This window comes from Sporolactobacillus pectinivorans (assembly GCF_002802965.1).
Taxonomy (GTDB): domain Bacteria; phylum Bacillota; class Bacilli; order Bacillales; family Sporolactobacillaceae; genus Sporolactobacillus; species Sporolactobacillus pectinivorans.
On sequence record NZ_NXGA01000001.1, the window covers coordinates 2,410,955 to 2,435,015 of the forward strand.

Sequence of the window (24,061 nt, forward strand, 5' to 3'; positions counted from 1 at the left end):
CGAAGAGAAAATTCATTCCTTGTCCGTAACAAGTTTTGTTCGCCTTTCCGCGTTCCACAAAATCCTTATCACTCCATAAATACTTATCATCAGCGTTGCCAGAGGCAAAGTAAACAGAACGCCATATAACGCGCTATTCATATAAGTATGCCTGATCAAACGATAAACCTGGAACTGAAGATCAATTCCATGCACACTTCGCCCGTTTACATAAAGCGCTCCTTCCGGGTAAATATCCCTTTGTTCATAAATCCCTTTTCCATACATTCCAAGGAACAGTTGTGAACCACGCGAACCGGAGATACGCCTAATAATCAGGGTGTAATCGTGCATACCGGGCCGATCAGGTTGATTTCTGATTTTGATCGCTTCAAGGCCTCTTTTTTTCATTCTTGAACTGCTGAGAATTTTTTGCCCGTATCGTTGCTTCCGCCCTTTTTCCATGATTGTGATCTGATAAACTGCCCGGCCTCTATGCCCGATTACACCAATGCTGACTCGATTAAAGGGTTCCGCTGTTCTGAATGTCTGTTCGATCTGATGCGTCGCATTAACCACCGCAAATTTATTCCCCTTGCTGACATGCTGATCTACACTGAAAAGTTCCTGCCATCGTACAGTTTGTGAATAGGGTACATAGTTTTCGACAGCAACGCAGACCGTCAAAACGGACAGACATAGAAGAATGAGCAGAGCAGAGACAAAATAAGAACGTCTCTCTCTCACCTTCTCCATATAAGCGACAGACAGGGCATGTAATTCGATGAGGCCATATGATGCTCCAATCAGCTCCAGCAATGTAAACAGCAATGCATAACGCGGTTCTGCTTCCCAGACGAAGACATAAAATAAGATGCTGCCGAACATGCAAATCTGGATCAGCAGGTTTTCGTCGATTTTTCTTTTTCTCAAAGATCGAACAACTGAAAAGGCAAGCAGAATCAGAACAGCGATGTGAAAAACCTGAATAATAAAAATCACCAGCTGTTTCTGATGTCCAAAAATATAATTATAGGGCACAGAATAATGGGTCGTCGTATTGGTCTGCCAAAAGTATGCCAAGCTTCCGTCACCAAACGTGCGGGCTGCTTTTACCGCCCACGTTATGGAGAGACCGGTCACGCCGCGATCTGCAATTCTTTGCTTGATCGCCTTGAAATTCACATCTTTTTTCTGCTTCTGGGTGGGCTGACTCATCGCCAGCATATAATCTTTATTATTATATCGACCGTTACTGGAAAGCCCCATCAGCAGCCAGCTTATCGTCGGCATTTCCAATGCCTGATTTTTTGTAAAGCCAAGATGATTTTCATACTTTTGAGCTGCAAATCCGACTCCAACGATCAAAGCAGCAGAAATCAGCAAACAGATTAATGTTTTTTTAAAATTTTTGATCAGAAATATATAGAGAATCAAAGCTGGGAGCATCAGTATCATATTTTCTCTGATCTGAAAACTGATTGCAAGAAACAGACCAAGCAAAATGATGTACCGGATTTTATCCGTATGAGCATATCTATAGGTCAGATATAACAGGAGCGGCGGAAACATCAGGGTCATTGAATCTGTATAAAAATAAACGATATAGAAGAAAAGCGGGAAACAGGTCAGTACCATGATTAAAAAAAGAATTGCCGTTTTTTGGTTCAACGCTGATAAAATGAATTTCCATGAGAAATAAATTCCGATATTAAGTGATACGGCACAGGCAATTTGATCAGCGGGAATGAAGAAAGCAGGATTACCGAAGCAGAAGAAACGGTAGATCCAATATCTGACTACAGTAATAGCAATATTATTGGGATAGATCTGAAAATACTGCAAATTATCCGCCCGATATTTATGTTCAAGCAGGTTTATTGCCTGAAAGAAAGTATGCCCACCGTCAAAATCCGGAGGCTGTATGCCGTGAAAGAAGAAAATGATCAGCGTTTCAACTGTCAGAACCATTGCCCAGAGAACGCCCGCAGTCAGCCGGAGCTGACGCTCACCCATGTGTGAGAACAAATACACCAAAAGGACGAAAAAAAGCACGGCAATCACAGAAAGTAAGAAGAGCGCTGCCGGCACATCAAAGTAATGGAATCGATTCCCTACAAAGAATCCTCTGACTGGCCAGTCATAGTCCGGAAATAGGAGACTTGCTATAAGGATTAGCAGAATTGCAATAACAAAAACAATTGAAAAAATGCTAACAACTTTATTCACCGCGGTTTTCAACATAATCACCTGCAAAAATGATTAGATATTTCTCCGTATTAAAAAATTTTTCGCATACACCACTTGTGATTTTATATGTTGTTTCGGAATATTACAATATAACAATTGTAAAAAAAATAAAATATGAGAATTCTCTCATCGTTTATTAATGGACCGCTCACAGAAGTCCAATGACAAATGGTGTAGAAAGAATGTAGACTTAAAAAGATATTGAAAGATGCCAGATTGAACGGGAAGTGGAAATATGATCAGAATCAGTCAGTTTAAGATTAATGTGTTCCTTATTATTGGTAGTATTGCCCTGCTTTTATTCACCTTAGAAAGCGTCACAATTGCACAAAATATACACAGAGTCGGTAATTTTGACTTTTATACGATACAAACCATCCAGAATCATATATCTCCTTTCAACACCAGCCTGATGATCTCGGCAACCCAGCTTGGCAGCCCTGTCATTATGGTACTGTTCTCCGTTCTTCTTCAGTTGCTGCTGTTAAAAAATAAAAAATACGAATTGGCCATCTGGTCTCTCGCTACATTTGTCATTGGAGCAGTTATCATTAATCCTTTCCTGAAAATTTTAATTGCGCGTCCGCGCCCAATGTTTCACCGGATCGTTCATGAATCCGGATTCAGTTATCCAAGTGGACACGTGATTGCAGCCACACTGTTTTATGGCATGCTGGCAATCATGGCTATTTTTTATTTTAAAAAAATCTATACGCAGATAACAGTGATTTTTATCGCGGGTATTCTCGTTACCTTAGTTATGGTCTCAAGGATATACCTGGGGGTACATTATCCAAGTGATGTTATTGCGGGTGTCCTTCTGGGCACCGCAATAGACTTTTTCTCCGCTGGTATATTTGCTGTTAACAGCGCTGCGCTTCATCGTTTCTTTCAACGATATACAGACAGCAAGAATGGAGATCAGGAACATCAGGAAAGTCACCATCATTTAAATACCTGATCTCGAAATACGTGAGATAAACAGCCCTATTTTTTTCATTCAAAGGCTCACTTTATAACGCGGGAGCCTTATATTTCATTACAATTACAATGTTTGATTATTTCAGTTAGCTTTCATTTTTATGTGGTAAACTTAGACAGTCTGGAAATGAGCGGTATGTAAAGATATTTTCACCAAATAGTGAAATTGCAAGTCTGGCACGGCTCGTTTCATTTACCAGATAATAAATTATTTTCGGAACGAGGAATTATTTTGAAAAGGCTGACAAACAGTATAGATCTCTGTTTGGTTGTGATCGTGTGCCTGTCTCTGGCACTTAATCTATGGGGCACTTGGAGAATAGATATTCCCAATTCTTACTACATGGCTGCCACAGTCAGTATGGTACAGAATTTTCACAATTTCTTTTTTGCTTCATTTGATCCTGCGGGTTTTGTCTCTATTGATAAACCACCGCTCGATTTCTGGATTCAGGCCGTTTCGGCACTGATTTTCGGAATACATGGCTGGAGTGTTATTCTTCCTCAGGCACTGGCGGAGACAGGCTCTGTTTTTGTCATTTATTATTTGGTCAGGCCTTCTTTTGGTGTGGTGAGTGCGCGCATCGCATCACTATTGATGGCCATAACTCCTGTTGCTGTCGCTGTTTCAAGGACAAACAATGTGGATTCACTCCTCGTTTTAGTGTTACTGATTGGTACCTTGTTTCTTTTCAAATCGGTTGGTGACGGCAAAAAGAAAAATCTATTTCTAATGCTTGCATTTGTGTTCATCGGCCTCGGTTTTAATATTAAAATGCTGGAAGCTTATATGATAGTGCCTGCTTTTATCATTTTTTATCTAATCGCTTCGAATGAAAAATGGAGAACAAAATTCAGCAAGCTGTTTCTGGCTATCTGCATCATGACTGTTGTTTCTCTTGCGTGGGCATTGACCGTAGATTCCACCGCTAAAGAAGCCCGTCCCTATGTCGGGAGCAGCATGAGTAATTCCGTGACAGATCTGGCATTCGGTTATAACGGAACTCAGAGGCTGATGGGGCAATCCACCGGTCTCTCGGGCAGCGGAAGTGTGGACAGCGTTCAGTCACCGAAACTGTCAGCCGGCCTTACCCGGCTGTTTCGGGTTGGCTATGGAACCCAGATCAGCTGGTTTCTCCCTTTCGCCCTGTTCAGCATTCCGGCAGTCTTGCTCTTTTTAGGAAAAAAGAAGCCGAAAAACTGGTACAAAGAAAAAAAGGGCAGAGAAACACTTTTTTGGATTACTTTTTTTATCCCGGTATTTTTTGTTTTCAGTTTTGCCGGTTTTTTTCATCGTTATTATTTTATTATGCTGGCGCCCTCAATTGCTGTATTGTGCGGGATCGGCTGGTCTGTCATGTATCAGAGCTACAAGAATCATGAAGGGCTGAGACCTTATGTCTTTCCTTTTTCCCTTTTAGCGACTCTGGCCCTCCAAGTCATCTATGTTGGCTATTACAATCTTGTGGCAGGGCTGGTTCTGGCCCTCGGCGGATTGCTTGTTTTCAGTTATTTTGGTTTCAGGCACATGGGTATGCCTCCCCGCCATCTGAAATTAAGAAATCGCTTTCTTGTGCGTGCTTCTCTCTTGATTATACTAAGTATTTCACCTTTTTACTGGTCACTGACCCCAGTTTTATTTGGTGGAAACTATGCTTTGCCGGAAGCGGGTCCACAATTGGAAAACCCGATACAAGCCTTGGAAGCACCAAGCGTACAGACTGACAGGCATCTTATCCATTATTTGTCGATACATCAATCATCAGACACTTTCCTTTTTGGAACGATCGATGCCCCCAGCGCCGCACCCTATATTATTAAAACAGGAAAACCGGTCATGGCAATCGGCGGATTTAATGGAACAGATCCGATTATAGGTCCGAAACAGTTAGAACAACTAGTCCAGAAGGGAAGAATTCACTACTTTTACCTACCGGCAACGAACCCTTCCAATCATCTCTGGATCACCAGCTGGCTCAGGACTCACGGGAGGCTGATTGAAACCAACCAGTGGGAAGGTTCTTCTGCCGCAACAAACAAGAGCACAGGTCAGTACGCTTTGCAAAGGAATAACATCGGTCAACTCTATGAGTTGAATACGCGTTATTTCTCACAGAATATGAACGGCAACTGACCACCCTTTTCAATTATATGTTATTGAAAAGTATTCCATGCATGACTCATCTCCGCAGTCTAGTTTTCGATTGTGCCAAGAGAACAGTCACGCCTTCTCCTGATCATGCAGTTTTTGCACTTCTTCATCAATCCTGGAAAGGTCAATTCTCGCAAAGAGCGGCTGAATGTTCTGAGGTTTCGCTAATGCATAGTCGATCGGTTTCCATGTGAAAGGCCGCAGCTGCAGCATGGTCCGTATTTTTTGGCTCGAAAAAGGAACAAATGGCGACAACAGCTGGGCAAGATTGGCGATCATATTCAAGCAGTTATTGAGCGTTTTCCGGCAAGCATTTCTGTCATGATTATACAGCTGCCACGGCTGCTGCTCATCAAAATATTTATTGCCATGACGTATAAAAGAAAAGATTGTTACCAGTGCCGATCTTGTGCTCAGCGCTTTAATCTGTCTGCCTGCAACCTTGTAGACCGTCCCAATTTCGTTTAGGATTTTTTGATCGAGATCGTCTTGTCTCACTTCAAAGTCTTCAATTTTATTAATAAACTTCAAGGTGCGATTGACAAAATTACCATAAGCCCCCAGAAGTTCGCTGTTGTGACTGTAGATAAACTCCCGCCATGAAAAATCGCTGTCATGGTTTTCCGGAGCATTCACTGTCAGAAAATAACGGATGGAATCCGGATCATAGCGTTCAATGATCTCCGGTGCCCAAACTGCCCAGTTGCGACTTGTTGAAAGCTTTTTCTTTTCAAGAGTCAAATATTCATTGGAAAGAACATGGGTAGGCAGTGCAGGAATATCGATGCCAAGCAGCACGGCAGGCCAGACAATTGTATGAAAAGGAATATTATCTTTCCCCTGAACATAATAGGAAACTGCATCTTCATTCCAACAGGCGGAAGCATCACCGCCTGTTTCCTTCTCCCATTGCTTGCTGGCAGAATAGTAACCCGAAACTGCCTCAATCCAGACATATATTTTTTTATTCTCAAATCCTTTGACCGGAACGGATACCCCGACTGGTAAATCCCGGGTCACCGCGCGCATCCGCTCCGCAGTGCGGACATTTTCCTTCCACATAACGGTCCGGCAAAAACTGCCTGCAATGGTCACAATAGGTTTGCTTAACCGTCTGATGATAGATTAAATGTTTCTCATACAGTGTTCGGACAACCTTCCGGACAACCTCATGATGCAACGGATTGTCCGTTCTTGTATAACAATCATAGGTAAATCCCAATTTGTCAAAACATTCTTTGAATGAACGATGGTAACGGTCCGCAATTACTTCAGGTGAAACACTCTCCTGTCTCGCACGGATCGAAATCGGTGTCCCGTTGCAGTCGCTTCCGGAAACATAAAGTACTTTTTCTCCCTTCTGCCTGAAATAACGGGCCAGAATATCCCCGGGCAATAAACTCGACAAATGACCAAGATGTAATTCTCCATTGGCATAGGGCCAGGCACCAGCAATTAATACAGCCATAATTCACCACTCCTCTTTTAATAAACTATAAAAATAAACCCCCGTTCTTATGCAGAAGCATAAGGACGAGGGTTGAATTCCACGTGATACCACCTTTATTTACCGATCATTCACACGACCGGCCTCAGAAAGTACAGAGCACAACAGAACATGCCCGATACCCTGGTTTTTGTAACAAGAACCGAACTTGTCATAGCCTAGGCCTATCCGGAAAGGATGTTGCGTTTAAGACATGCTCATCCAGTCGAAGTCAGCTCGGTATGCCGCTCTGAGACCATATTCATCAGCCACTCTTTGCTTCTCTCTCACCGTGATGAAGCTCTCTGCGAAAAGGTCGGCTGCCTACTCTTTCCCTTCATAGCGTTTCTGTTATTTACTTGAGCACTATTTTAGTCGTTTCTCAATGAAAAATCAATATATCGGCGTAATCTTGAGGTTGAAAAATCATGTTATTAGATGTTAAGTCATGGATATGTTTTATATTTTATTGAGCATAAAACAAGAACACTCATTCCCGTAGATAATGAGTAAAAAATAATTTTGAGGTCAAAATGTGGTCACGAGGTCAGCAGGTATACCGATTTAAAATCGGTTGCAGGATTTTTTGTATAATTAATGGAAAAAGGACTTATAGCATGAAAAAATATTATGAAGCGTTCATGTTTGTTCTGGTTGTAATTTCACTTATTACCATTTCTTTTGAAAATGATTTTGTGAACATATTAGATTGGATTATTTGGGGAATATTTGTGATTGATTATTTCTATTTTCTGTTCAGGTCGAAGAACAAAAAACAATATTTCAAAACCCATCTGATTGAACTTGTCGCCATAGTCCCCTTTAGTTCTGGATTTCGCCTAGCCCGAGGCCTTCGCTTAATCCGTCTTCTCAGGTTAACGGCCATTGGTAGCCGATATGTCGGCCCAGTTTATGCTTTTCTTAAAGAACGCGGGCTACATAAAATATTTATCGCTCTTTTCATCATTATCTTAGTCACGCCTATTCCTGTTTCTATGATCGAGCCACACATGCATGACTATTTTGATGCGCTGTGGTGGACAATCGTTACGACTACGACCGTTGGCTACAGCGACATATCTCCCGTGACACCGGTAGGCCGAGTCATTGCAGTCGTACTAATGATATTCGGAATAGGATTGATCGGAATCGTGACCAGCTCTATTACGTCCATCCTGATTGAGGACAGCAATAAAAAAGACAAGTTAACAAATATCATCAACGATATAAGGGAACTAAGCGACGAGGATAAAGAAATTTTACGACAATACGTAAATAGAGCAACAGATAAAATAGAGAATTAAAAATTAGGCAAATACATTAATTTCCCCTACGCTACGATAGGCCACTGAAAAACTGTCGATTCTCAAAAAAAAGTACTTATTTGGGAGGCAAAAATGTCTCCCCATATTAGAAAACGCCGCTTAGAAGCGAATCTAAGGGCTTGTTTTTCATCTGCAAATTTTTGATTTTTAAATTTTGGACTTTTTCAGTGGTCTCATGGGGGCCAAACAAATTATCATTTATGAATCAAATATTTACGTAAATCAATAATCAGATTGTAAAAAGTCATGTGGTTATTTTCACTTGTATCTTCGAAATTATCGAACTCAGATTTCGAACCATCTTTAAAATAAATATTAAGCTTAATTTCCTCGATATCATAGTTAGGAACAATTAGTTCGATCTGTGAAATTTCATAATTTATGGCAACAATTTTTCTATTTTTTTTCATCCTCTTTATCGACGGAGATAATGAATATCTTCGAATCAGTAAATAGGAATATCTCATCATTTACTTTTTCATCAAAAATATTCTTGGGATAAAATATATTAAATTCATATGATTTATTTGGTTTATCTCCGGTAGAGAAAGATTCCTTCAGATTCTGATAATTAAATTCTTTGCTCAACACTGTCATCTCTACCTTTGAAATAGTGTTTATTTCATCAAATGGAGACATTTTCCTGCATGGTTCTAAAATAATAGCGACACAATTGGCACTATAGTTGTTTTCTTATTAATTTCTCGACTTCAAGTAATACAGCAGCAGATTCTTTTTCTTCTTTCTCCAAATTGGCAATAATGTTTCTTAATTCATCATTTCCTAGATCATTTTCTAATTCGCTTTTAAGCATTACCTTTATTTTGTTGATCATTTTTAACACATTATTTATTCTTTTAATTGTTTTGATCAGCGTATCACTTTCATCAGGGTGCATTAATTTTCCTCCGCCATGTGTCATAACATCTTACATTATATAAAATTGAAATTTGTTACACATGAGCCGATAGAAATAAGCACCCTGACAGGCGCTTAGGCGTTGCTTGTTTTCTCTTTATAAATAACTAATGCTGAATAGTGTTGTTCTCTTTCATTCCTCGGAGAGCTAAATTCAATATCTACAAGGTCATCGTCAATTCTTTCTAATAATATATTCATGTCTTTTTCAAATTCCATTGGATTTGTTCGAGTGATGAGTTTCGCTTTCATAGTTTTTGCCCTCCTTTTGGAATATATTTATACATTCATATCTATATTCGACATAAAGGGACAAATTTCCTACTTGAAAACGTTTTAATAGCGTTTTTATAGTCCCAACTAGACGCCGTGTCTTCGGTTCTAGCCGGAAGGTCATTCCTATCCGACCATCAGATATCTGCTAGCAAATCTGTCTTGTTAATCAGTAAATTTTGCAATGCCCTATGACACCTACCTCCAAATGGACATTTCAAATTTTTCTTTTAGATAGTCCCGAAATTGTTCTAAAGAAACAATTATCGGAAATGACGCGAAAAAAAGGAGACTAGAGAACCTATAAATGTAAAAAGTTGCTCCCATAAAAATTAACCATCCACCGAAATAAAATCCGTGCTCACCTTGATAGCTCATTTTAAAATTTTCAAGTACTGGTATCCCTCCATATGTGGTAAAATTAGCCTATTGAGATTTCTCGGAGGGATCCGAGCTTTTTTTAATAAGAGGCGATCTTAATTGAAATATAGAACATATTTCTTGCTATATTTTCCATGCTTCCTTGCTGTAGTTGTAATTGATTTTCTCCTTCCATACAGACTACATTTTTGGACAATTGTCCCTTTTTCGATCATTGTAGCCATTTGGATAACCGATCTCATTCTGAAGTGGAAGAAAGGAAAAGTAAACAAACGCTTAAAGTAGTTATTTCCGTTACTCCTTCGCCTGTGTCTTTCGTTTGTTCACTAATCATGGCAGCATCTATCATAATGGCTCGGAGGGATATCGATTTTTTTATTTATTTTTCTGCTCATCTCGCATATGTATTTATGTGAGGTGAGCCGCATGGCTGAAATGGAAAATACTTGTCAGCAATTTGCAGATATTCTTCATGGAAAATCTAAGTTTGAAAATGGCGTTTGTTCTATTACATTGCGCAGAACTTTTAATGTAATTATTCAAGGAAAGACAAGTGTCGATGTCGCTGACGTTGAAGTCTTATTTGAATCACTTGACTCATCAGGAAACGCACTTAATTTAGCTGAAATAGCTGTCCTTCAAGAAGAAGTTCCTCCATTCGTTTGGTCAGTCTCTCAACAGGGAATCATCGTAAGTGCTCTTCACAATCATTGGATATTTACACAGCCAACTATTTTATATATACACCTACAATCTGTTGAACCACCTCTGATATTTGCTAAGAAACTTGCAAATTCTTTTTTGTATTTGAACAGTAAACCTGTTTCTTAATTTAAATGTCGTACTGCAAATTAGTCTGTTACCAAATAAACTTCTTCTGCCGCACTTGTATCTTTCAGATAATTGATATAGTTGAAATAATGATTTCCTTGCAACCGACAAATAATTTCTTGACAGCGATGTTTGTTTTCATAAATGTTGTAGAACATTATTTTCTTAGTTTTCGGGTGATGTGTGACCCAGTTGTCCCACCATTTAACTAAAATAGCATCTAACTAAAATAGCATCGCCTTTTTTCAAAGAATTGAATTGTTCAATCTTCGTGAGTTTCTTGATCTCCACTCCTATTCACTCCTTCAGAAATCCAAATTGAGCAGCCACTTTTCTTATGGCAATCATGTCCTCTTCCGGATAGCCCCAATGCTTGCAATAAAGACCACCATACCCATGTACTCCATTTGTGTTTTCTCCTGTCAGGATAAATTCGCTGAAATCATGAATGAGTCCCCAAAGCGTTCCACCATCTGAAAAATGCCAATCCTTCTGATACTTTGATGGATAAGGGTTTACGTCCCCACCTCTCTTATCCCAATACCATAGACGCTTCCGTTTTTCACCTTTGAAATGGAAATAAGAAGTTAATCCCGTGTCTTTGTTAAGAAAGAATTTTCGACCTCTTTTAGCAATCTCTTTTATAATCAAATTAATTGCTTCCACACGTTGTTCCCTTGCGTCCATAATTGCATCTCCTTTCCTTCTCATTAGCTGTCAACCGTACAACACAATTTCGCCAATTTCATTTCTCCGAAGTATAATAATCACAGGAGTGATAACCATGAATAATTTTCTTGCTGACTTGAAAAAACGATTCACAGGAAAACGGCTTGTTTTTTTGACAATACCCTATACTGCGGTCTGCCTTGCATTCTTTTTTCTTCCTCACTTTGAAACCTATGAATCAATGATTATACTTGCTGTTGTTATTTCCTACTTAGCTGCAAATTGGATATGGGACATAGTGGATAGGAAACATAATCAAAATAGCGATTCCTGATAAAATCCCATTTATGAGACATCTCCTTAAAGCAGGCCCTTTCATTCCTTCACTTGTACCCTTCGCTCACTTCCCGAGTTCATATAATGTAGTATCAAGTGATAAGGAGGTGTTCGACTATGGGTTATGATGGAGGATATAGTGATGGTTGTGGTTGCCACATACACCACCACAATAACTTTGCTCTGATCGTTGTTCTATTCATTCTGCTGATTATTGTCGGCGCAACTTTCATGTATTAAGTTGATTTAGCCGTTGACTCCATGCAGCATCTCCTTCGATTGAGGGCACCTGGCCCGGGTGCCCTTTTTGATTTACTTCAAAACAGCGATTCCTGATAAAAATCCGTTTGCGCGGCTACCGAGTTGATCCACAAAACTTCTGTCCGTTTAGCTCCGGCTTCTGCATTAGCCTGAAACTCTTCCGCCTTCCAATCAGGAAGCAGCTGGTCATACAGCGGATGATGATAACCGCTTACCGGTCCCGGATGTTTAATCAGACATTTCAGCAATTCCACGTGGTCGTCTATCGTCATCTCACATGCATAATGCCGCTTCGTCCGTGTCTCGATGATATACGGAGGATCCGCATAGATCAGCACATCTTTCCCTCGATATCTTTCAATCAACTTCACAGCCGGTTGGTTCTCAATCTGAGCGTTTTTCAATCTGCCAGCAACTTTGAGTAGCTTACTCGGCAGCTTTTCCCACTCTTGCGCCGTCTTAGGGCCATTAGAACTGATATAAGCTGCGCCATCCGGTTCGGTCGCTTGTCTTTGCTCCAATTGCCTGCCAACAGCAGACAAGGAACCGGCGCGCATCTTCTAATGATTCTCCGGTTGTCTCGTATGATTCGTAATATTCCTGACGGCTCAACGGCGTGAAATAATCATTCTAGCCAGTTCGTTCGCATGGATACGGATCTCCCGGAACAAGTTGACGACCTGTTCATCGAGATCATTGATCGTCTCAATGTTCGAGGGCTGCTTATTAAAGAACACCGCGCCTGATCCAAAGAACGGTTCCAAGTACATACTGTGTTGTGGCATGTTACTGATAATCCAGTCTGCCATGCTCCACTTACTTCCGGGATAGTGTAATATTCGGGGTATCGTCACTGCAATCACCCTCCTTCGTTTTAGCTGTCAGCCGCGCATCAGGAAAAGATCTTGTCGGCTATTTTCTTGTACCTTCCGCTTGTTCTTCTGAGGCATAAGTCATAAATTTTCTTTTCAATCAGCGTATTACCAAGTATTTCATGACTGTCAATCGTAAAGCAGTCTATTCCGTATAAAGGCATCATTCGATTGATCATTGGTTCCAGCATCGGATAATTTTTCACAACTAGTTCAAACGATTGTTTTTTGAGACACTCAAAATCTTCAGTCCGGGATATGATCCTTCCGGTCGATACCTCGAAAGACACAAATCCGTCTTGTTTATCGTTTTCACGAATGCACACAGCTGTCAACTGCGCTACATCTGCCGATAAAACAGGCATTTTTATTCCTTCACTTGTACCCTTTACTCACTTTCCAAGTTCATATAATGCAGTATCACGTGATGAAAGGAGATAATTACTATGTGCAACACTACTTACCCAACCACTGGCTTTCCTTCTTTCCACGTCTATTACGTTTATGAGACTGATTGCTAGATTTCTGGCAATCCTCACACAACCGCGGATAGCCCGTTTCTTCCCCATCAATCAGGCAACCACATTGCTCACACAAGATGCCTTCCAAAATCATTTCCGCCGCTTCACCCATTTTCCTCGATCCCCTCAACGTTCTCCGTATTGTCATTTCACCCTACGTTTGTTTTTAAAATCGATAAATACGATTTTGGCCGTATTTTCCAACGATTCACGTCGCCAAACTATCCAGCTAATCAGAGCCGACCAGACAAGGAACACTAAACTCAGAATCAGAATGATGCTCATGAATTTCTGCCTTCAATCATCTTGTTTTTTCATTCAGGCTTCCCAAAAATGACCTTGTTCATGCTCTCACCCTTCTTTCAGCAGTTCCGGATTCTCATAGATGTTGCCGATGACTTCTGCTGAAATTACTTTTCCGTCTTGATGCCAAATTACACATCATCCGAACGGATCCCAGCAAGCTAATTTTTAGTTATAAGAAACAGCTACATTTTTTTCGGTTCTGCTGAATCCACTACTATAGCCGCTTTGAACAACTGCTTTAACAATGTCCCCTTCGTAAATATCATTATCATTCTTATCTTTCAGTCCGGTGTACTCAGAAGACGGTAAGTTTCTTTCCTATGTGTCGTCAACTGGTTTAAATATCCTTAACTCAACGGTTCCAGCATCGCACCGGTTAAGACACCATCTATGAACGCCGTCTGAAAGGTTTCTTTTCCGATCTCTTCACCTTCCTGACAGCCCTGCCAAAATCGTTTATTTACTTTGTCCCAGAATCGCACCTTAATATCCCACATCTTTTTTCACCTCAATTCAAACTGAAGACCACATATCCGGGCTTCTGCTCAAAATTCGTTACGAACAGAGCATGTATGAATCAAAAAAGTTTGGCTTGGAAACAGCAGCTGTTCTGTTAGTTATGTTTTGTTTGTTACAATCTGTTAAGAGAGAGTCGGATTTTCCGGCTAATCTTTGGCCATTTGCGCCATCATTAGAGCCGTGATTAGTGTTAGGATTAGCGCCAGAATTAGGCGGATTATCCGAACAATCCTCTTTTGATGGATTAATAGGTTTATCTTTAATCGGAATACACGACCAATCTGATGACGGTTCATTTTGAAAAAAATTGATCAATCCTTCGTAATTGATTCAGTAATCTCCAGGTTTTCTAGTTCTGCGACTTTTATATTTCATAAGGTACTGGTCATTAACGTGAACTTGCATCAGCTTTCTGGCTGGGTTCAGTTCATCCTTTGATAAACCACTCAGATCCCGCAGCTCGGAATAATAGATTGTAAGTTTTGTGGGGAAACGCAATATGTTCGACTTGCCAATCAAAGCATAGAACAAACTATTTGCCTTTGCCCTTCAAATGTACCTGACACCCGAAAAGGCACATAGACTTGATGACGAAATGCACCAATTAGAAAAAATGGAGGCTAAAAAAATCAATGCCAAATAAAATAATCACTGGAAAAATAATTAAGGGAATAGATGAGAATAATGTGGTAATCAATAAAGGAATTAGAGAAGGACTGACTGATGGATGTGATATAAAAGTCAAAGATAGTTTGGGAGAGATAAGAGAATGTACCAAAGACAGCTTCATCTATTCGTACCATTAATATAGAACCCAAAGTAGAGAATGAGTTGCATCATCAACATGCCAAACTCAGCGAACTGAGTATCTCTTATGCAATATTAAAAGAAAATATATTCGTGTTTCCGCAACTAAAGAAAACCTATATGGGGAAACAGTATACTGAAAATGTGATATACCACGAAATGCTGCATGAAAATGATAGATGTTCTTTTAACAAGCGGCTGACGCCACACAAACTACGTCACACATTCACTTCGCTGGCCGCTGAGGCTGAGATACCGCTTGATGACATCAGAGCAATGTTAGGTCACTACAACGATGAGATTACAAGAAAGGTATATGAGCACGTGACTAAAAATCGGCGAAAAAAATGTCACATAAGTTCGGTGAATTTATGCGACAAGAGCAATAATTTCTTGAAATGTGGTCATAGCCCTTTACTTTTTATGAAAAATCCTTCTATATCAACATCAACGATTGTCAGGATCATCAATAAATTGGCGTATTTTCAGGAGAAATATTCTCCAGCCTTTCTTTAATCCGGGCAAGAAAATGACCCGTTATCAGTCCATCGAGCACACGGTGGTCAATCGAAATGCAGAGATTGACCATATCCCTGATCGCAATCATATTGTTGACAACCACCGGCCGCTTGACAATGGACTCAATGGACAAAATGGCAGCTTGCGGATAATTGATAATCGGCTGTGACTGAATCGACCCAAATGATCCAGTATTGTTGATTGTGAACGTTCCGCCCCGCATGTCTTCAGGTGACAGATTGTTGTTGCGGACCTTCGAAGCCATTTCGTCGATTGCGATGGCCAGTCCCTTGATGCTCCTCTCATCGGCATTCTTAATCACAGGAACATATAACGCATCTTCAGCCGCAACTGCAAGTGAAATATTGACAGCCTTTTTCTCAATAATTTTGTCCCCGGCCCATGTGCTGTTCATCCGTGGATATTCTTTAAGAGCAGCTACAATCGCTTTAATGAAAAATGGAAGGTATGTCAGCTTATAGCCTTCTTTTTTCTGGAAAAGATTTTTGATTTGATTCCTGTAATTGACAAGATTCGTGACATCGACTTCAATCATTGTCCATGCATGCGGAATCTCATGCTTGCTGCGGACCATATTCCTGGCGATGGCGCGGCGGACGCCGGTAAGCGGCACATCCACATCACCGGCCTCATCCTTGACTGTTAGCGAGGAAGGCTGAACGGCTGCGGCCTGAGCCATTGCATCGGCAAAAGAAGATGCACCCGCTGGATCTTTCGGAATTTTTGATTCCGATGCACTGACCGCTTTTGAATTTTGTTCAATGAATCTTTCTACATCCTTGCGTGTAATCCGTCCGCCTCTGCCCGTACCGTTTAACTGTTCCAGATTGATATCATGCTCCTGAGCAAGACGAAGAACTGCCGGTGAATAACGTTTTTTCATTGAGGTATCTTTTTCTTCGGATGCCGCAACAGCAGATGCAGGGGTTTCAGATTTTATTGAATCGAGAGAAAGCGTTTTTCCATCTTCCACATCAATGGAACAGATCGGTTGTCCGACTGGGAGGGTATCTCCCTCACTGGCAAGCAATGCAGTAATTTTCCCTGAAAAGCTCGACGGAACTTCGGCATTGACCTTGTCAGTTGTGACTTCAGCAATCGGATCGTATTTGCTGACCTTATCTCCGACAGACACGAGCCACTGGCTGATCGTTCCTTCGGTGACACTCTCTCCCAGTTGCGGCATTGCCATTTTTTCAATAGTCATCTATTCCGCGACCTCCTTAATATTCCGCCAGATCACGGATCGCCTGTTCAAGCTTCTCCGGACTCAGCAAAAATTGTTTTTCCAATGGAGCCGCGTAAGGCATTGACGGCGCATCCGGTGCGGCTAGCCTTCTAATCGGAGCATCCAGATCAAACAGGCAGTTTTCAGCAATCGTTGCCGCTACTTCACTCATTACACTGCCCTCTTTATTATCTTCAGTGACGAGCAGTACTTTTCCCGTCCTTTTTGCTGCTTCAATCACAGCCTCTTTGTCAAGCGGGTAAACGGTACGCAGATCCAGAATATGTGCTGAGATTCCTTCTCCGGCCAGTTTTTCAGCCGCCTGAAGGGCAAAGTGTACCGCAAGTCCGTAGGTAATGACTGTGACGTCATCACCTTCTCTTTTGATATCCGCCTTTCCAATCGGCAAAGTGTAGTCTTCATTCGGAACTTCACCCTTGATCAACCGATACGCTCTTTTGTGTTCAAAGAAAATAACCGGATCATTTGAACGGATGGAAGCTTTAAGTAAGCCTTTAACGTCATAGGGAGTGGATGGCATCACTATTTTCAGACCCGGTACATTGGCAAAAATGGCCTCCATCGACTGGGAATGATAGATTCCGCCGTGTACGCCGCCGCCATAAGGTGCACGAATGGTCAGCGGTACCGACCAGTCATTGTTCGAACGGTAACGAGTTTTCGCCGCTTCTGAAATAATCTGATTGGCTGCGGGAAGCATAAAATCAGAAAACTGCATCTCGGCCACTGGACGCAGGCCATACATGGCCGCTCCGATTCCGACACCGACAATTGCTGATTCGGCAAGCGGCGTGTCAATGATTCTTTCCTCTCCAAATTCCTCAAACAGGCCCTTGGTCGCCTGAAAAACACCGCCGCGTTTGCCGACGTCTTCCCCCATAACAATGACGTTCTCATCGCGTTCCATTTCTTCTTTGAGCGCTTGTGTCACTGCTTCTATATATGAAATGATTGCCACAGTCGCATCCCCCCCCTCAGTTCTTTTCCTCATACACATAACGGAGAACGGAATCCGGATCGGCAAACGGTGCCTTTTCAGCATAATCAGTCGCATCGTCAATTCCTCTCTTGATCCGTTCTTCCATTTCTTTTTCCTTTTCAGCCGTCAAAATATCGAGCCCGCGCAGATAGCTGGCGAACGTCAGTACACCGTCGTGCTTCTTTGCCTCATCGACCTCTTCTTTTGTCCGGTAAGTCATATCATTGTCGTCGCTCGTATGCGGGGTCAGCCGATAGCAGTTTGCTTCAAGCAGAGAGGGACCCTCACCGCGATGCGCCCGATCGGCAGCTTCCTTTACTGCAGCATAAGCGGCCAGTGGATCATTGCCGTCAAATGTTTTTCCAAACATGCCGTAGCCCTGTGCCCGGTCGGAAACATGTTCACAGGACAGCTGATGTTTCAATCCGACAGAGATCGCATAATGGTTATTTTCGCACATGAAGATGACCGGCAGCTTGTGCACTCCGGCAAAATTGCAAGCTTCATGGAAATCTCCCTGATTGGATGATCCTTCACCAAACGTAACGAAACTGACAATGTCGTCACCCTTCAGCTTGGCAGCCAGGGCGATTCCCACCGCATGCGGATTTTGGGTAGTAACCGGTGAAGAATGTGTCAGCATTCGCAGTTTTCGGTACCCGAAATGGCCGGGCATCTGCCGTCCTGCTGAGTTCGGATCTTCTGCTTTGGCAAAATTGTTTAACATCATTTCACGGAGTGTCATGCCCCAGGCAAGTACAAAACCATAATCCCGATAGTAAGGCGCAACATAATCTTTTTCTCTGTTCAATGCGAACGCAGCTCCGACTTGAGCAGCCTCCTGTCCCTGGCCCGAAACAACAAAGGGTATTTTCCCTGAACGGTTCAGCAGCCACAGGCGTTCATCAAACCGGCGTGTTACCAACATGATCTCGTACATATTTAAAACGTCCTGATCTGAAAATCCCAGAACATGGTGGCGATTTTGCATGATCTTTTCCTCCCTGTTTATTTGTATCATATATGAATCGCTCTCCCGTCAACAGCCAGTGCCGCTTCACCAATGACTTCCGTCAGTGTCGGATGCGGATGAATGGTTTCCGCTATTTCCCACGGCGAAGCATCCAGCAGCTTTGCCAGTGCCGCTTCACCGATCAAATCGGTCGCGTGTGGGCCGTAAATATGAACGCCGAGAATATCATTGCTTTCTTTATCAGCAATGATTTTAGCAAAACCTCCAGACTCTCCATAAACAAGTGCTTTTCCTATCGCCCCAAAAGGAACTTTGCCGATTTTAATCTCATGGTCTTTTTTAGCCTCTTCCTCCGTCATACCAATTGACGCCGCCTCCGGATGCGTATAAATACATTTGGGTACAAGGTCTTCGTCAATGGCTTCAACATAGAGTCCCGCCATATGTTCAACGGCCTTAACGCCCTCACGTGCTGCCACATGCGCCAGCTGCAGCCCGCCGATCACATCTCCGATCGCATAAATATGCGATTCTTTCGTCTGTCCAAAAGCATTAGTTTTGATGTACCCATTTTCGATCTCAATTGACGTGTTCGCCAGCCCAATATCTTCTGAATTCGGGAGCCTGCCGACCGAAACGAGCATTTTTTCTGCAGTAAAAGTTTCACGTTTATCGCCGATTTCCGCTTCTATCGAAATCGAATCTGTTTTTTTTAATGTTTCCGGGAGAATCTTAGCCTTCGTAAAAACAATGATACCCCGTTTCTTAAAGCTTCTGGCCATCGCCTGTGATATGGCTTGGTCTTCGGTCGGAACCAATCGGTCCGTGTACTCCACGACCGTCACTTTCGCACCGAAATCGGCCAGCATCGATGCCCATTCCGCCCCGATCACACCGCCTCCGACGATCAAAATAGATGCCGGGCATTCTGACAGTTGAAGTGCTTCATCAGAAGTCATCACCCGGGTTCCATCAATATCCAGTCCACTCAATGATCGCGGCCTGGATCCGGTTGCAATGATCACATTCTTAGACGTCAAAACATCATTCTCGCGATGATCCTCGTATGCGACCGAAATGGATCCCGAAATGGGGGAAAAAATCGAAGGGCCGAGTATCCGGCCGTAACCTTTATAGATATCGATTTTCCCTTTTTTCATCAGCTGAAGGACGCCATTGTGCAGCTTTTCAACAATCTCCTGTTTCCGTTCCTGAACCTTGGAAAAGTGGAGCACTGCTTCAGATATGTCGATGCCAAAAGTTCCGCTCTTTTTCATCGTCGTGTAAACTTCGGCACTTCTAAGCAGCGCTTTAGTTGGAATGCATCCCTTATGCAGACAAGTCCCGCCGAGTGCGTCTTTTTCCACGATGGCTGTCTTCAGCCCAAGCTGGCTGGCACGGATTGCCGCGACATATCCACCTGTGCCACCTCCTAATAGGACCAGGTCATAATTTTTGGCCATAAAAAAAGTCACTCCTTTTTTTCTTGTTACTAATACGCAGCAACCGTCTAAAAAGTTTCAAACGAATGGGATTAACTAAATTTATCATATTAATATCAAATTTTGCTCCTCGAAATCATTTTACGCTTGTTCCGGAAAAGATACAATTCTATTTTATGTAATATATATATTGCATAATGCAACTTATATATTACAATATAAATTAAGAGGTGATTTCTTTCATTGATAAACCATATAAAAATTGCCCGCGTTGAAGCAGGGATGACGCAACTGGATCTGGCGGAAAAAACAGGGGTAACAAGACAAACCATCAGCCTGATTGAAAAAGGAAAATACAATCCAACCCTTAAGTTATGCCTTGCTATCTGTTATACGCTGAATAGATCCCTGGATGAACTTTTCTGGGTTGAAAACAAGGAGGAGAACCATTGAAAAAAATCAAAGATGAACGTTTAATTCTTATCACATTAAAGAATGTGCGGATCGCCTTTATTTTCCAAACGCTTAGCATTTTGGCTATTTTGATTTATACAGCGATCGTCAGCGGCCCAAATGTAGCCTTTGACTCTCCTTTGTTCTTTGTCATGACAGTAACAACTGTTATATTTTTTTACTTGCAGATGGGTGTCTCGGTGGACATAGAAGCAACCGAAAAAAAGCAGAAAAAACGTATGCCCTATTACGGACTTGTTTTAATCGCTTCCGCCATCGGTTTGATCGTCGGATTGCTGCTTCTGACCACTGACTCCAATCATCCGATTGATGCACTGATCAGCGGTTTTGTTTTTTTTGGTTGTTTCTTAGCCGCTTTTTCTTTTTCTTATTACCTCAGAAAAAAACGGGAGAAGGAGGACGATTAGACTAATTGAGCTTAATTGAGTAAGCATATCCGGATCATAAAGCTGCTTGACTGAACATTATACGTGGGATTAATTTTTGTGAGAGCGGTATATATTGCTGACGGACAATCACCCTTCTTGCAAGCATGGCCGCAATGATTATTGTTACTGACTATTTTCTTTCCGACTAAAAGAAAGAGTTCTAGATTCTGCCGAACTCTGAATAAGAATTCAAGACAGAGATGATTCAATTATTTAAATAATACACATATTCCAACAGGAGGCTTTCTCAATGAAAAGAACAGGTGAATTTACGCTATCAATTATTGCAGGCGCCATCAATTGTCTGGCCTTAATCTCAGGATTACGCGCAGTTTCAGTGAACCCGTCCGCTTTAAAGCAGCAGCTCAGTGCTGCCGGCAGCCAACTGAGTGCACAGGAAGTGGCCAACATCATACACCTGAGCAATTTAGTTGGGACTTTACTCATTATTTTTTCGATCATCAGCATTATTTTAATGATTGTTGCACTCATTCTTCTAAAACGCAGCAACAGGGCGAAACTTGGTGGATGGCTGCTGGTTTTCGCCGGCATCGCCAGCCTGGTGGAAGTCGTTCCGGCCATTCTCTACATCATTGCCGGCATCATGGCTTTAGTCAGGAAACCCGCAGAATAATTTTTTCGAAAGACTGATCCAAAGCTTTGACTGTGAAGAGGCACCGGAGGGTTACGAGCCGGTGCCTCTTCACCTTTTCATTTGTTAAGTTTTCAGCGGTAAAAATGACCTTCTCGCACCAAAAACGGTTGCCCCAATTGAATTTCCGATACGCTGCTTGTGCTCTCGATGAGTGCCTGGGCAGTACGCTGCCAGTCAAAGTCAAGCTGTTTTATATTTTTGGGATCATTGTCTACGTACTTATTTGTCAATATATATGGTGATCGTGAAAAATAAAGTGTATTTTATAACCCGAATTAAAGAATCTTGATCAGGTCGAGCGTCTCTCTAGCTGCTTAAATGTGTCGATTTTCGCAACTTTTGATTGCAAACATACGTTCTTTCATGTATAATTTAAAGGTAGTCCAGTAATAACTATACGGATTAGAATAAAGGAGCGAACCAATCATGGCACTATCATTAGCCCCCTATTTAATGATGAATGGCACTGCAGAAGAAGCTATTAAGTTCTATGAACAAGCATTAGACGCCAAAGTTGCGTTCAAACAGAGCTTTGGAGAAATGCCGGCAGATCCGAACTTCCCTCTACCGGAAGAGGCAAAGGATCTTGTATCGCACGCAATGGTGAAAATCGGTGACTCCGACCTGATGTTTTCCGATAATTTCCCCGGCCAGTCCAGCAAGACCGGAGATCAAGTTACCATTTGTATTACTTCCGACAACAAGGACAAGTCGACAAAGATGTTCGAAGCCCTAAGTGAGGGCGGCGCCGTGAAAATGCCGCTTCAGGATACATTTTTCAGCCCTGCTTATGGTATTGTAACGGACAAGTTCGGAATCACTTTCCAGATTTTCACTGAAGGAAAAATGTAACAAGAACCTTAGCTGGTAACTAATAAAAGCGGTTCTGTTCACCAAACGGTGGCAGAAACCGCCTTTTTTATTTCAATAAAACTTCCTATTCATTCTTTGAACGCATAGCCCTTGAAAGAAGAACAATGGCGCAAAAATAAAACAAAACGGCAAATGCATTATCGTCAACGGTTTGAAGGATACCGATGGCAGCAAATAGAGCAGCCGTTGCGTAATAGTAAAACTTTTTTCTTTTTGGAGTCAACTAGAACCTCTTCCCTCAACCGGTAAATGGCTTAAAATTGTTCTTTTTCATAGAAATAAAAAGATAAAAGATAAGAGAGACAGACAAAAATTACGGTCACAACGATACTGGAGATCATCGGATGTTTTAAGAGCGGTAGAAAAATACCGGTATTGATTTTAAGTGAGAAAAATTTCCCCGCTCCAAACAAAAACAGGAAGAAGACAACCGTCACAATCAATTGAGCAGCTTTAAAGCCGAATTTATAATAAATCGGGTAGTATATTGATGTAAAAATACAGGTAAAGCAAAGAGAGAAAACCAGTAATTTGTAATCAAAGATCTGGCCGCCAAATTCATGGAAAACATTTTTCACTATTAAACTCAGAATGACCCAGGAAAGCCAGGCGAGCAGCCACCAGACACTGATCATGAGGTACCTGGCGTCTACGACCGACCGCCTGTTCAGCGGAAGACTGAGCACAAGCCGGTTTTGCATTTTATCGCTTTCACCCGTAGTAACATTTGAGTAAAGTACCATGAGGAAAGCGATAAAAGCCACGCCAACGCCATTGATCCATTGAAACAAAGGTTCACTATTGCCGAATGATTTTCCCCATGTCAGAATATAAAGCAGCAGAAAAACCGGTGCAATATAAGCTGTCTTTCTTTGCGTATACATATCCTTTACCATTAAGTGAATCATCCTTATTCTCCTTCCATGGCCACAATTTCAGATGCCGGCATTTGAAAAGCTACCATTTGGCTTTCTGACGAGGGTCATTATTCCGGCAATGATGTAGAGAATGGCCGGAATGACTTCTATCAGGCTGACGGTGCCGGTGAGAATCAGGAGCCATCCGCTCAGTTTCGGGCTGTTGCCGCGTTTTAGAAGAAAAAGTGCAACAAGCATTAAAATAACACTGATGACCGAAAAAATAGTGAGTAAAGTTCCGATCAAATGGCTCAAGTGTATGATGTTAGCCACTTCCTGTGCACTCAGCTGGCTGCCGGCAGCACTGAGCTGCTGCTTTAAAGCGGACGGGTTCAACGAAACTGCGCGTAATCCCGAGATTAAAGCCAGACAATTGATGGCGCCTGCAACAATTGATAATACAAATTCACCTGTTCTTTTCATTTAAAGCATCTCCTCGTATTGTAAAAATTGAAAAACTGGAATGATTCACGACTTAGCTCTCATCCGGGTTTTTCCAGCATCTTGAATTCCTCCTTTTGATAAAGGTGGTCAGAAAGAAATAAGAAACAATGAACAGGGTTCCGATCACAATAGTGACAATCGGGAATTCAAATAGTAAAAAAGAAGCTCCGAAATGAGTCCCAAACCGGGATATTCCCGCCATAAATTTAGAAAAAATCAC

25 protein-coding genes and 3 pseudogenes are annotated in these 24,061 nt (G+C 41.8%); 11 read left to right on the forward strand and 17 right to left on the reverse strand.

Annotated elements, in window-relative coordinates; all coding sequences use genetic code 11:
* Positions 1–12: 12 nt before the first annotated feature.
* Positions 13–2,220, reverse strand: a complete 2,208-nt coding sequence (locus COP04_RS11595; RefSeq protein ID WP_162297093.1) for a glycosyltransferase family 39 protein — start codon at positions 2,218–2,220, stop codon at positions 13–15.
* Between the two features lie 244 nt (positions 2,221–2,464).
* Between COP04_RS11595 and COP04_RS11600 the strand changes: the two genes are divergently transcribed.
* Both COP04_RS11600 and COP04_RS11605 read left to right on the forward strand, forming a co-directional pair.
* Positions 2,465–3,190, forward strand: a complete 726-nt coding sequence (locus COP04_RS11600) for a phosphatase PAP2 family protein (protein WP_100488172.1) — start codon at positions 2,465–2,467, stop codon at positions 3,188–3,190.
* A 252-nt stretch (positions 3,191–3,442) separates the two neighbouring features.
* On the forward strand, positions 3,443–5,344 hold the full coding sequence (locus tag COP04_RS11605) for an ArnT family glycosyltransferase (RefSeq protein ID WP_157800270.1): 1,902 nt from the start codon (positions 3,443–3,445) through the stop codon (positions 5,342–5,344).
* Positions 5,345–5,431: 87 nt separating this feature from the next.
* Here COP04_RS11605 and COP04_RS11610 read toward each other — a convergent pair.
* Positions 5,432–6,830: pseudogene (locus COP04_RS11610) on the reverse strand (methionine--tRNA ligase).
* 635 nt (positions 6,831–7,465) lie between these two features.
* Between COP04_RS11610 and COP04_RS11615 the strand changes: the two are divergent.
* Entirely contained in the window at positions 7,466–8,152 is a 687-nt protein-coding gene (locus COP04_RS11615) for a potassium channel family protein (RefSeq protein WP_100488174.1), read from the forward strand.
* A 700-nt stretch (positions 8,153–8,852) separates the two neighbouring features.
* Here COP04_RS11615 and COP04_RS11630 read toward each other — a convergent pair.
* Positions 8,853–9,071 carry a hypothetical protein gene (locus COP04_RS11630; protein ID WP_100488177.1) on the reverse strand — a complete coding sequence of 73 codons (219 nt, stop codon included), beginning with the start codon at positions 9,069–9,071 and terminating at the stop codon, positions 8,853–8,855.
* Between the two features lie 95 nt (positions 9,072–9,166).
* Positions 9,167–9,343: a sporulation protein Cse60 gene (locus tag COP04_RS19605; protein ID WP_157800272.1), complete on the reverse strand. Its 177-nt coding sequence runs from the start codon at positions 9,341–9,343 to the stop codon at positions 9,167–9,169.
* Positions 9,344–10,171: 828 nt separating this feature from the next.
* Between COP04_RS19605 and COP04_RS11645 the strand changes: the two genes are divergently transcribed.
* Entirely contained in the window at positions 10,172–10,576 is a 405-nt protein-coding gene (locus COP04_RS11645; protein ID WP_100488180.1) for a DUF1259 domain-containing protein, read from the forward strand.
* 297 nt (positions 10,577–10,873) lie between these two features.
* Here the strand turns inward: COP04_RS11645 and COP04_RS11650 are convergent, their stop codons facing one another.
* Positions 10,874–11,242 (reverse strand): hypothetical protein, encoded by a 369-nt coding sequence (locus COP04_RS11650; RefSeq protein WP_239984844.1) that lies wholly within the window; start codon positions 11,240–11,242, stop codon positions 10,874–10,876.
* 118 nt (positions 11,243–11,360) lie between these two features.
* On the opposite strand from COP04_RS11650, the gene COP04_RS11655 reads away from it, so the two are divergent.
* Both COP04_RS11655 and COP04_RS11660 read left to right on the forward strand, forming a co-directional pair.
* On the forward strand, positions 11,361–11,579 hold the full coding sequence (locus tag COP04_RS11655; RefSeq protein ID WP_100488181.1) for a hypothetical protein: 219 nt from the start codon (positions 11,361–11,363) through the stop codon (positions 11,577–11,579).
* Positions 11,580–11,698: 119 nt separating this feature from the next.
* On the forward strand, positions 11,699–11,821 hold the full coding sequence (locus COP04_RS11660; RefSeq protein ID WP_100488182.1) for a YjcZ family sporulation protein: 123 nt from the start codon (positions 11,699–11,701) through the stop codon (positions 11,819–11,821).
* A 77-nt stretch (positions 11,822–11,898) separates the two neighbouring features.
* Here COP04_RS11660 and COP04_RS11665 read toward each other — a convergent pair.
* The 5 genes and pseudogenes from COP04_RS11665 to COP04_RS19610 all read right to left on the reverse strand — a co-directional run bounded on the left by COP04_RS11665 (position 11,899) and on the right by COP04_RS19610 (position 14,038).
* Positions 11,899–12,696 (reverse strand): annotated as a pseudogene (locus COP04_RS11665) (DNA adenine methylase).
* Positions 12,697–12,734: 38 nt separating this feature from the next.
* On the reverse strand, positions 12,735–13,079 hold the full coding sequence (locus COP04_RS11670; RefSeq protein ID WP_100488183.1) for a hypothetical protein: 345 nt from the start codon (positions 13,077–13,079) through the stop codon (positions 12,735–12,737).
* Positions 13,080–13,170: 91 nt separating this feature from the next.
* On the reverse strand, positions 13,171–13,347 hold the full coding sequence (locus COP04_RS20065) for a hypothetical protein (protein WP_193437413.1): 177 nt from the start codon (positions 13,345–13,347) through the stop codon (positions 13,171–13,173).
* A gap of 239 nt (positions 13,348–13,586) precedes the next feature.
* A pseudogene (locus COP04_RS20785) lies at positions 13,587–13,826 on the reverse strand (YopX family protein).
* Between the two features lie 62 nt (positions 13,827–13,888).
* A complete protein-coding gene (locus tag COP04_RS19610) occupies positions 13,889–14,038 on the reverse strand; it encodes a hypothetical protein (RefSeq protein ID WP_157800273.1) in 150 nt (49 codons plus the stop codon).
* A gap of 853 nt (positions 14,039–14,891) precedes the next feature.
* On the opposite strand from COP04_RS19610, the gene COP04_RS11685 reads away from it, so the two are divergent.
* A complete protein-coding gene (locus COP04_RS11685; protein WP_420852754.1) occupies positions 14,892–15,383 on the forward strand; it encodes a tyrosine-type recombinase/integrase in 492 nt (163 codons plus the stop codon).
* Here COP04_RS11685 and COP04_RS11690 read toward each other — a convergent pair.
* From COP04_RS11690 to lpdA, 4 genes are read right to left on the reverse strand one after another with little or no spacing between them, the layout of a single operon-like run.
* Positions 15,334–16,614, reverse strand: a complete 1,281-nt coding sequence (locus COP04_RS11690) for a dihydrolipoamide acetyltransferase family protein (protein ID WP_100488185.1) — start codon at positions 16,612–16,614, stop codon at positions 15,334–15,336. The genes COP04_RS11685 and COP04_RS11690 overlap by 50 nt on opposite strands.
* A gap of 16 nt (positions 16,615–16,630) precedes the next feature.
* A complete protein-coding gene (locus COP04_RS11695; RefSeq protein WP_100488186.1) occupies positions 16,631–17,614 on the reverse strand; it encodes an alpha-ketoacid dehydrogenase subunit beta in 984 nt (327 codons plus the stop codon).
* A gap of 16 nt (positions 17,615–17,630) precedes the next feature.
* Positions 17,631–18,656, reverse strand: coding sequence for a thiamine pyrophosphate-dependent dehydrogenase E1 component subunit alpha (locus COP04_RS11700; protein ID WP_100488187.1), 1,026 nt, complete (start codon positions 18,654–18,656; stop codon positions 17,631–17,633).
* Complete coding sequence (lpdA, locus tag COP04_RS11705; RefSeq protein ID WP_100488188.1) at positions 18,653–20,071, reverse strand: dihydrolipoyl dehydrogenase; 1,419 nt, start codon at positions 20,069–20,071, stop codon at positions 18,653–18,655. Before lpdA ends, COP04_RS11700 begins: the two co-directional genes overlap by 4 nt.
* A 222-nt stretch (positions 20,072–20,293) precedes the next feature.
* On the opposite strand from lpdA, the gene COP04_RS11710 reads away from it, so the two are divergent.
* The 4 genes from COP04_RS11710 (at position 20,294) to COP04_RS11725 (ending at position 22,459) form a co-directional block, all read left to right on the forward strand.
* On the forward strand, positions 20,294–20,503 hold the full coding sequence (locus COP04_RS11710; RefSeq protein ID WP_100488189.1) for a helix-turn-helix transcriptional regulator: 210 nt from the start codon (positions 20,294–20,296) through the stop codon (positions 20,501–20,503).
* Complete coding sequence (locus COP04_RS11715; protein WP_100488190.1) at positions 20,500–20,931, forward strand: branched-chain amino acid ABC transporter substrate-binding protein; 432 nt, start codon at positions 20,500–20,502, stop codon at positions 20,929–20,931. The genes COP04_RS11710 and COP04_RS11715 overlap by 4 nt, the downstream gene beginning before the upstream one ends.
* A 271-nt stretch (positions 20,932–21,202) precedes the next feature.
* Positions 21,203–21,586 carry a DUF4064 domain-containing protein gene (locus tag COP04_RS11720; protein WP_100488191.1) on the forward strand — a complete coding sequence of 128 codons (384 nt, stop codon included), beginning with the start codon at positions 21,203–21,205 and terminating at the stop codon, positions 21,584–21,586.
* A 447-nt stretch (positions 21,587–22,033) separates the two neighbouring features.
* Entirely contained in the window at positions 22,034–22,459 is a 426-nt protein-coding gene (locus COP04_RS11725) for a VOC family protein (RefSeq protein WP_100488192.1), read from the forward strand.
* 85 nt (positions 22,460–22,544) lie between these two features.
* On the opposite strand, the gene COP04_RS19620 is transcribed toward COP04_RS11725, so the two are convergent.
* Genes COP04_RS19620 through COP04_RS11735 form a run of 3 tightly spaced genes read right to left on the reverse strand, consistent with a single transcriptional unit; the run spans position 22,545 to position 23,820 of the window.
* Positions 22,545–22,703 (reverse strand): hypothetical protein, encoded by a 159-nt coding sequence (locus COP04_RS19620; RefSeq protein ID WP_157800276.1) that lies wholly within the window; start codon positions 22,701–22,703, stop codon positions 22,545–22,547.
* A gap of 31 nt (positions 22,704–22,734) precedes the next feature.
* Positions 22,735–23,376, reverse strand: a complete 642-nt coding sequence (locus COP04_RS11730; RefSeq protein WP_157800277.1) for an ABC-2 transporter permease — start codon at positions 23,374–23,376, stop codon at positions 22,735–22,737.
* Positions 23,377–23,415: 39 nt separating this feature from the next.
* Positions 23,416–23,820 (reverse strand): DUF4064 domain-containing protein, encoded by a 405-nt coding sequence (locus tag COP04_RS11735; RefSeq protein WP_100488194.1) that lies wholly within the window; start codon positions 23,818–23,820, stop codon positions 23,416–23,418.
* Between the last annotated feature and the right edge of the window lie 241 nt (positions 23,821–24,061).

Excerpts from the sequence above, each read along its gene's own strand:
- COP04_RS11600 (WP_100488172.1), top strand. The coding sequence starts at position 2,465 with ATGATCAGAATCAGTCAGTTTAAGATTAATGTGTTCCTTATTATTGGT.
- COP04_RS11615 (WP_100488174.1), top strand. The coding sequence starts at position 7,466 with ATGAAAAAATATTATGAAGCGTTCATGTTTGTTCTGGTTGTAATTTCA.
- COP04_RS11630 (WP_100488177.1), bottom strand. The coding sequence starts at position 9,071 with ATGCACCCTGATGAAAGTGATACGCTGATCAAAACAATTAAAAGAATA.
- COP04_RS19605 (WP_157800272.1), bottom strand. The coding sequence starts at position 9,343 with ATGAAAGCGAAACTCATCACTCGAACAAATCCAATGGAATTTGAAAAA.
- COP04_RS11645 (WP_100488180.1), top strand. The coding sequence starts at position 10,172 with ATGGCTGAAATGGAAAATACTTGTCAGCAATTTGCAGATATTCTTCAT.
- COP04_RS11655 (WP_100488181.1), top strand. The coding sequence starts at position 11,361 with ATGAATAATTTTCTTGCTGACTTGAAAAAACGATTCACAGGAAAACGG.
- COP04_RS11660 (WP_100488182.1), top strand. The coding sequence starts at position 11,699 with ATGGGTTATGATGGAGGATATAGTGATGGTTGTGGTTGCCACATACAC.
- COP04_RS11670 (WP_100488183.1), bottom strand. The coding sequence starts at position 13,079 with ATGCCTGTTTTATCGGCAGATGTAGCGCAGTTGACAGCTGTGTGCATT.
- COP04_RS20065 (WP_193437413.1), bottom strand. The coding sequence starts at position 13,347 with ATGGGTGAAGCGGCGGAAATGATTTTGGAAGGCATCTTGTGTGAGCAA.
- COP04_RS19610 (WP_157800273.1), bottom strand. The coding sequence starts at position 14,038 with ATGTGGGATATTAAGGTGCGATTCTGGGACAAAGTAAATAAACGATTT.
- COP04_RS11690 (WP_100488185.1), bottom strand. The coding sequence starts at position 16,614 with ATGACTATTGAAAAAATGGCAATGCCGCAACTGGGAGAGAGTGTCACC.
- COP04_RS11700 (WP_100488187.1), bottom strand. The coding sequence starts at position 18,656 with ATGATACAAATAAACAGGGAGGAAAAGATCATGCAAAATCGCCACCAT.
- lpdA (WP_100488188.1), bottom strand. The coding sequence starts at position 20,071 with ATGGCCAAAAATTATGACCTGGTCCTATTAGGAGGTGGCACAGGTGGA.
- COP04_RS11720 (WP_100488191.1), top strand. The coding sequence starts at position 21,203 with ATGAAAAGAACAGGTGAATTTACGCTATCAATTATTGCAGGCGCCATC.
- COP04_RS11725 (WP_100488192.1), top strand. The coding sequence starts at position 22,034 with ATGGCACTATCATTAGCCCCCTATTTAATGATGAATGGCACTGCAGAA.
- COP04_RS11730 (WP_157800277.1), bottom strand. The coding sequence starts at position 23,376 with ATGGTAAAGGATATGTATACGCAAAGAAAGACAGCTTATATTGCACCG.
- COP04_RS11735 (WP_100488194.1), bottom strand. The coding sequence starts at position 23,820 with ATGAAAAGAACAGGTGAATTTGTATTATCAATTGTTGCAGGCGCCATC.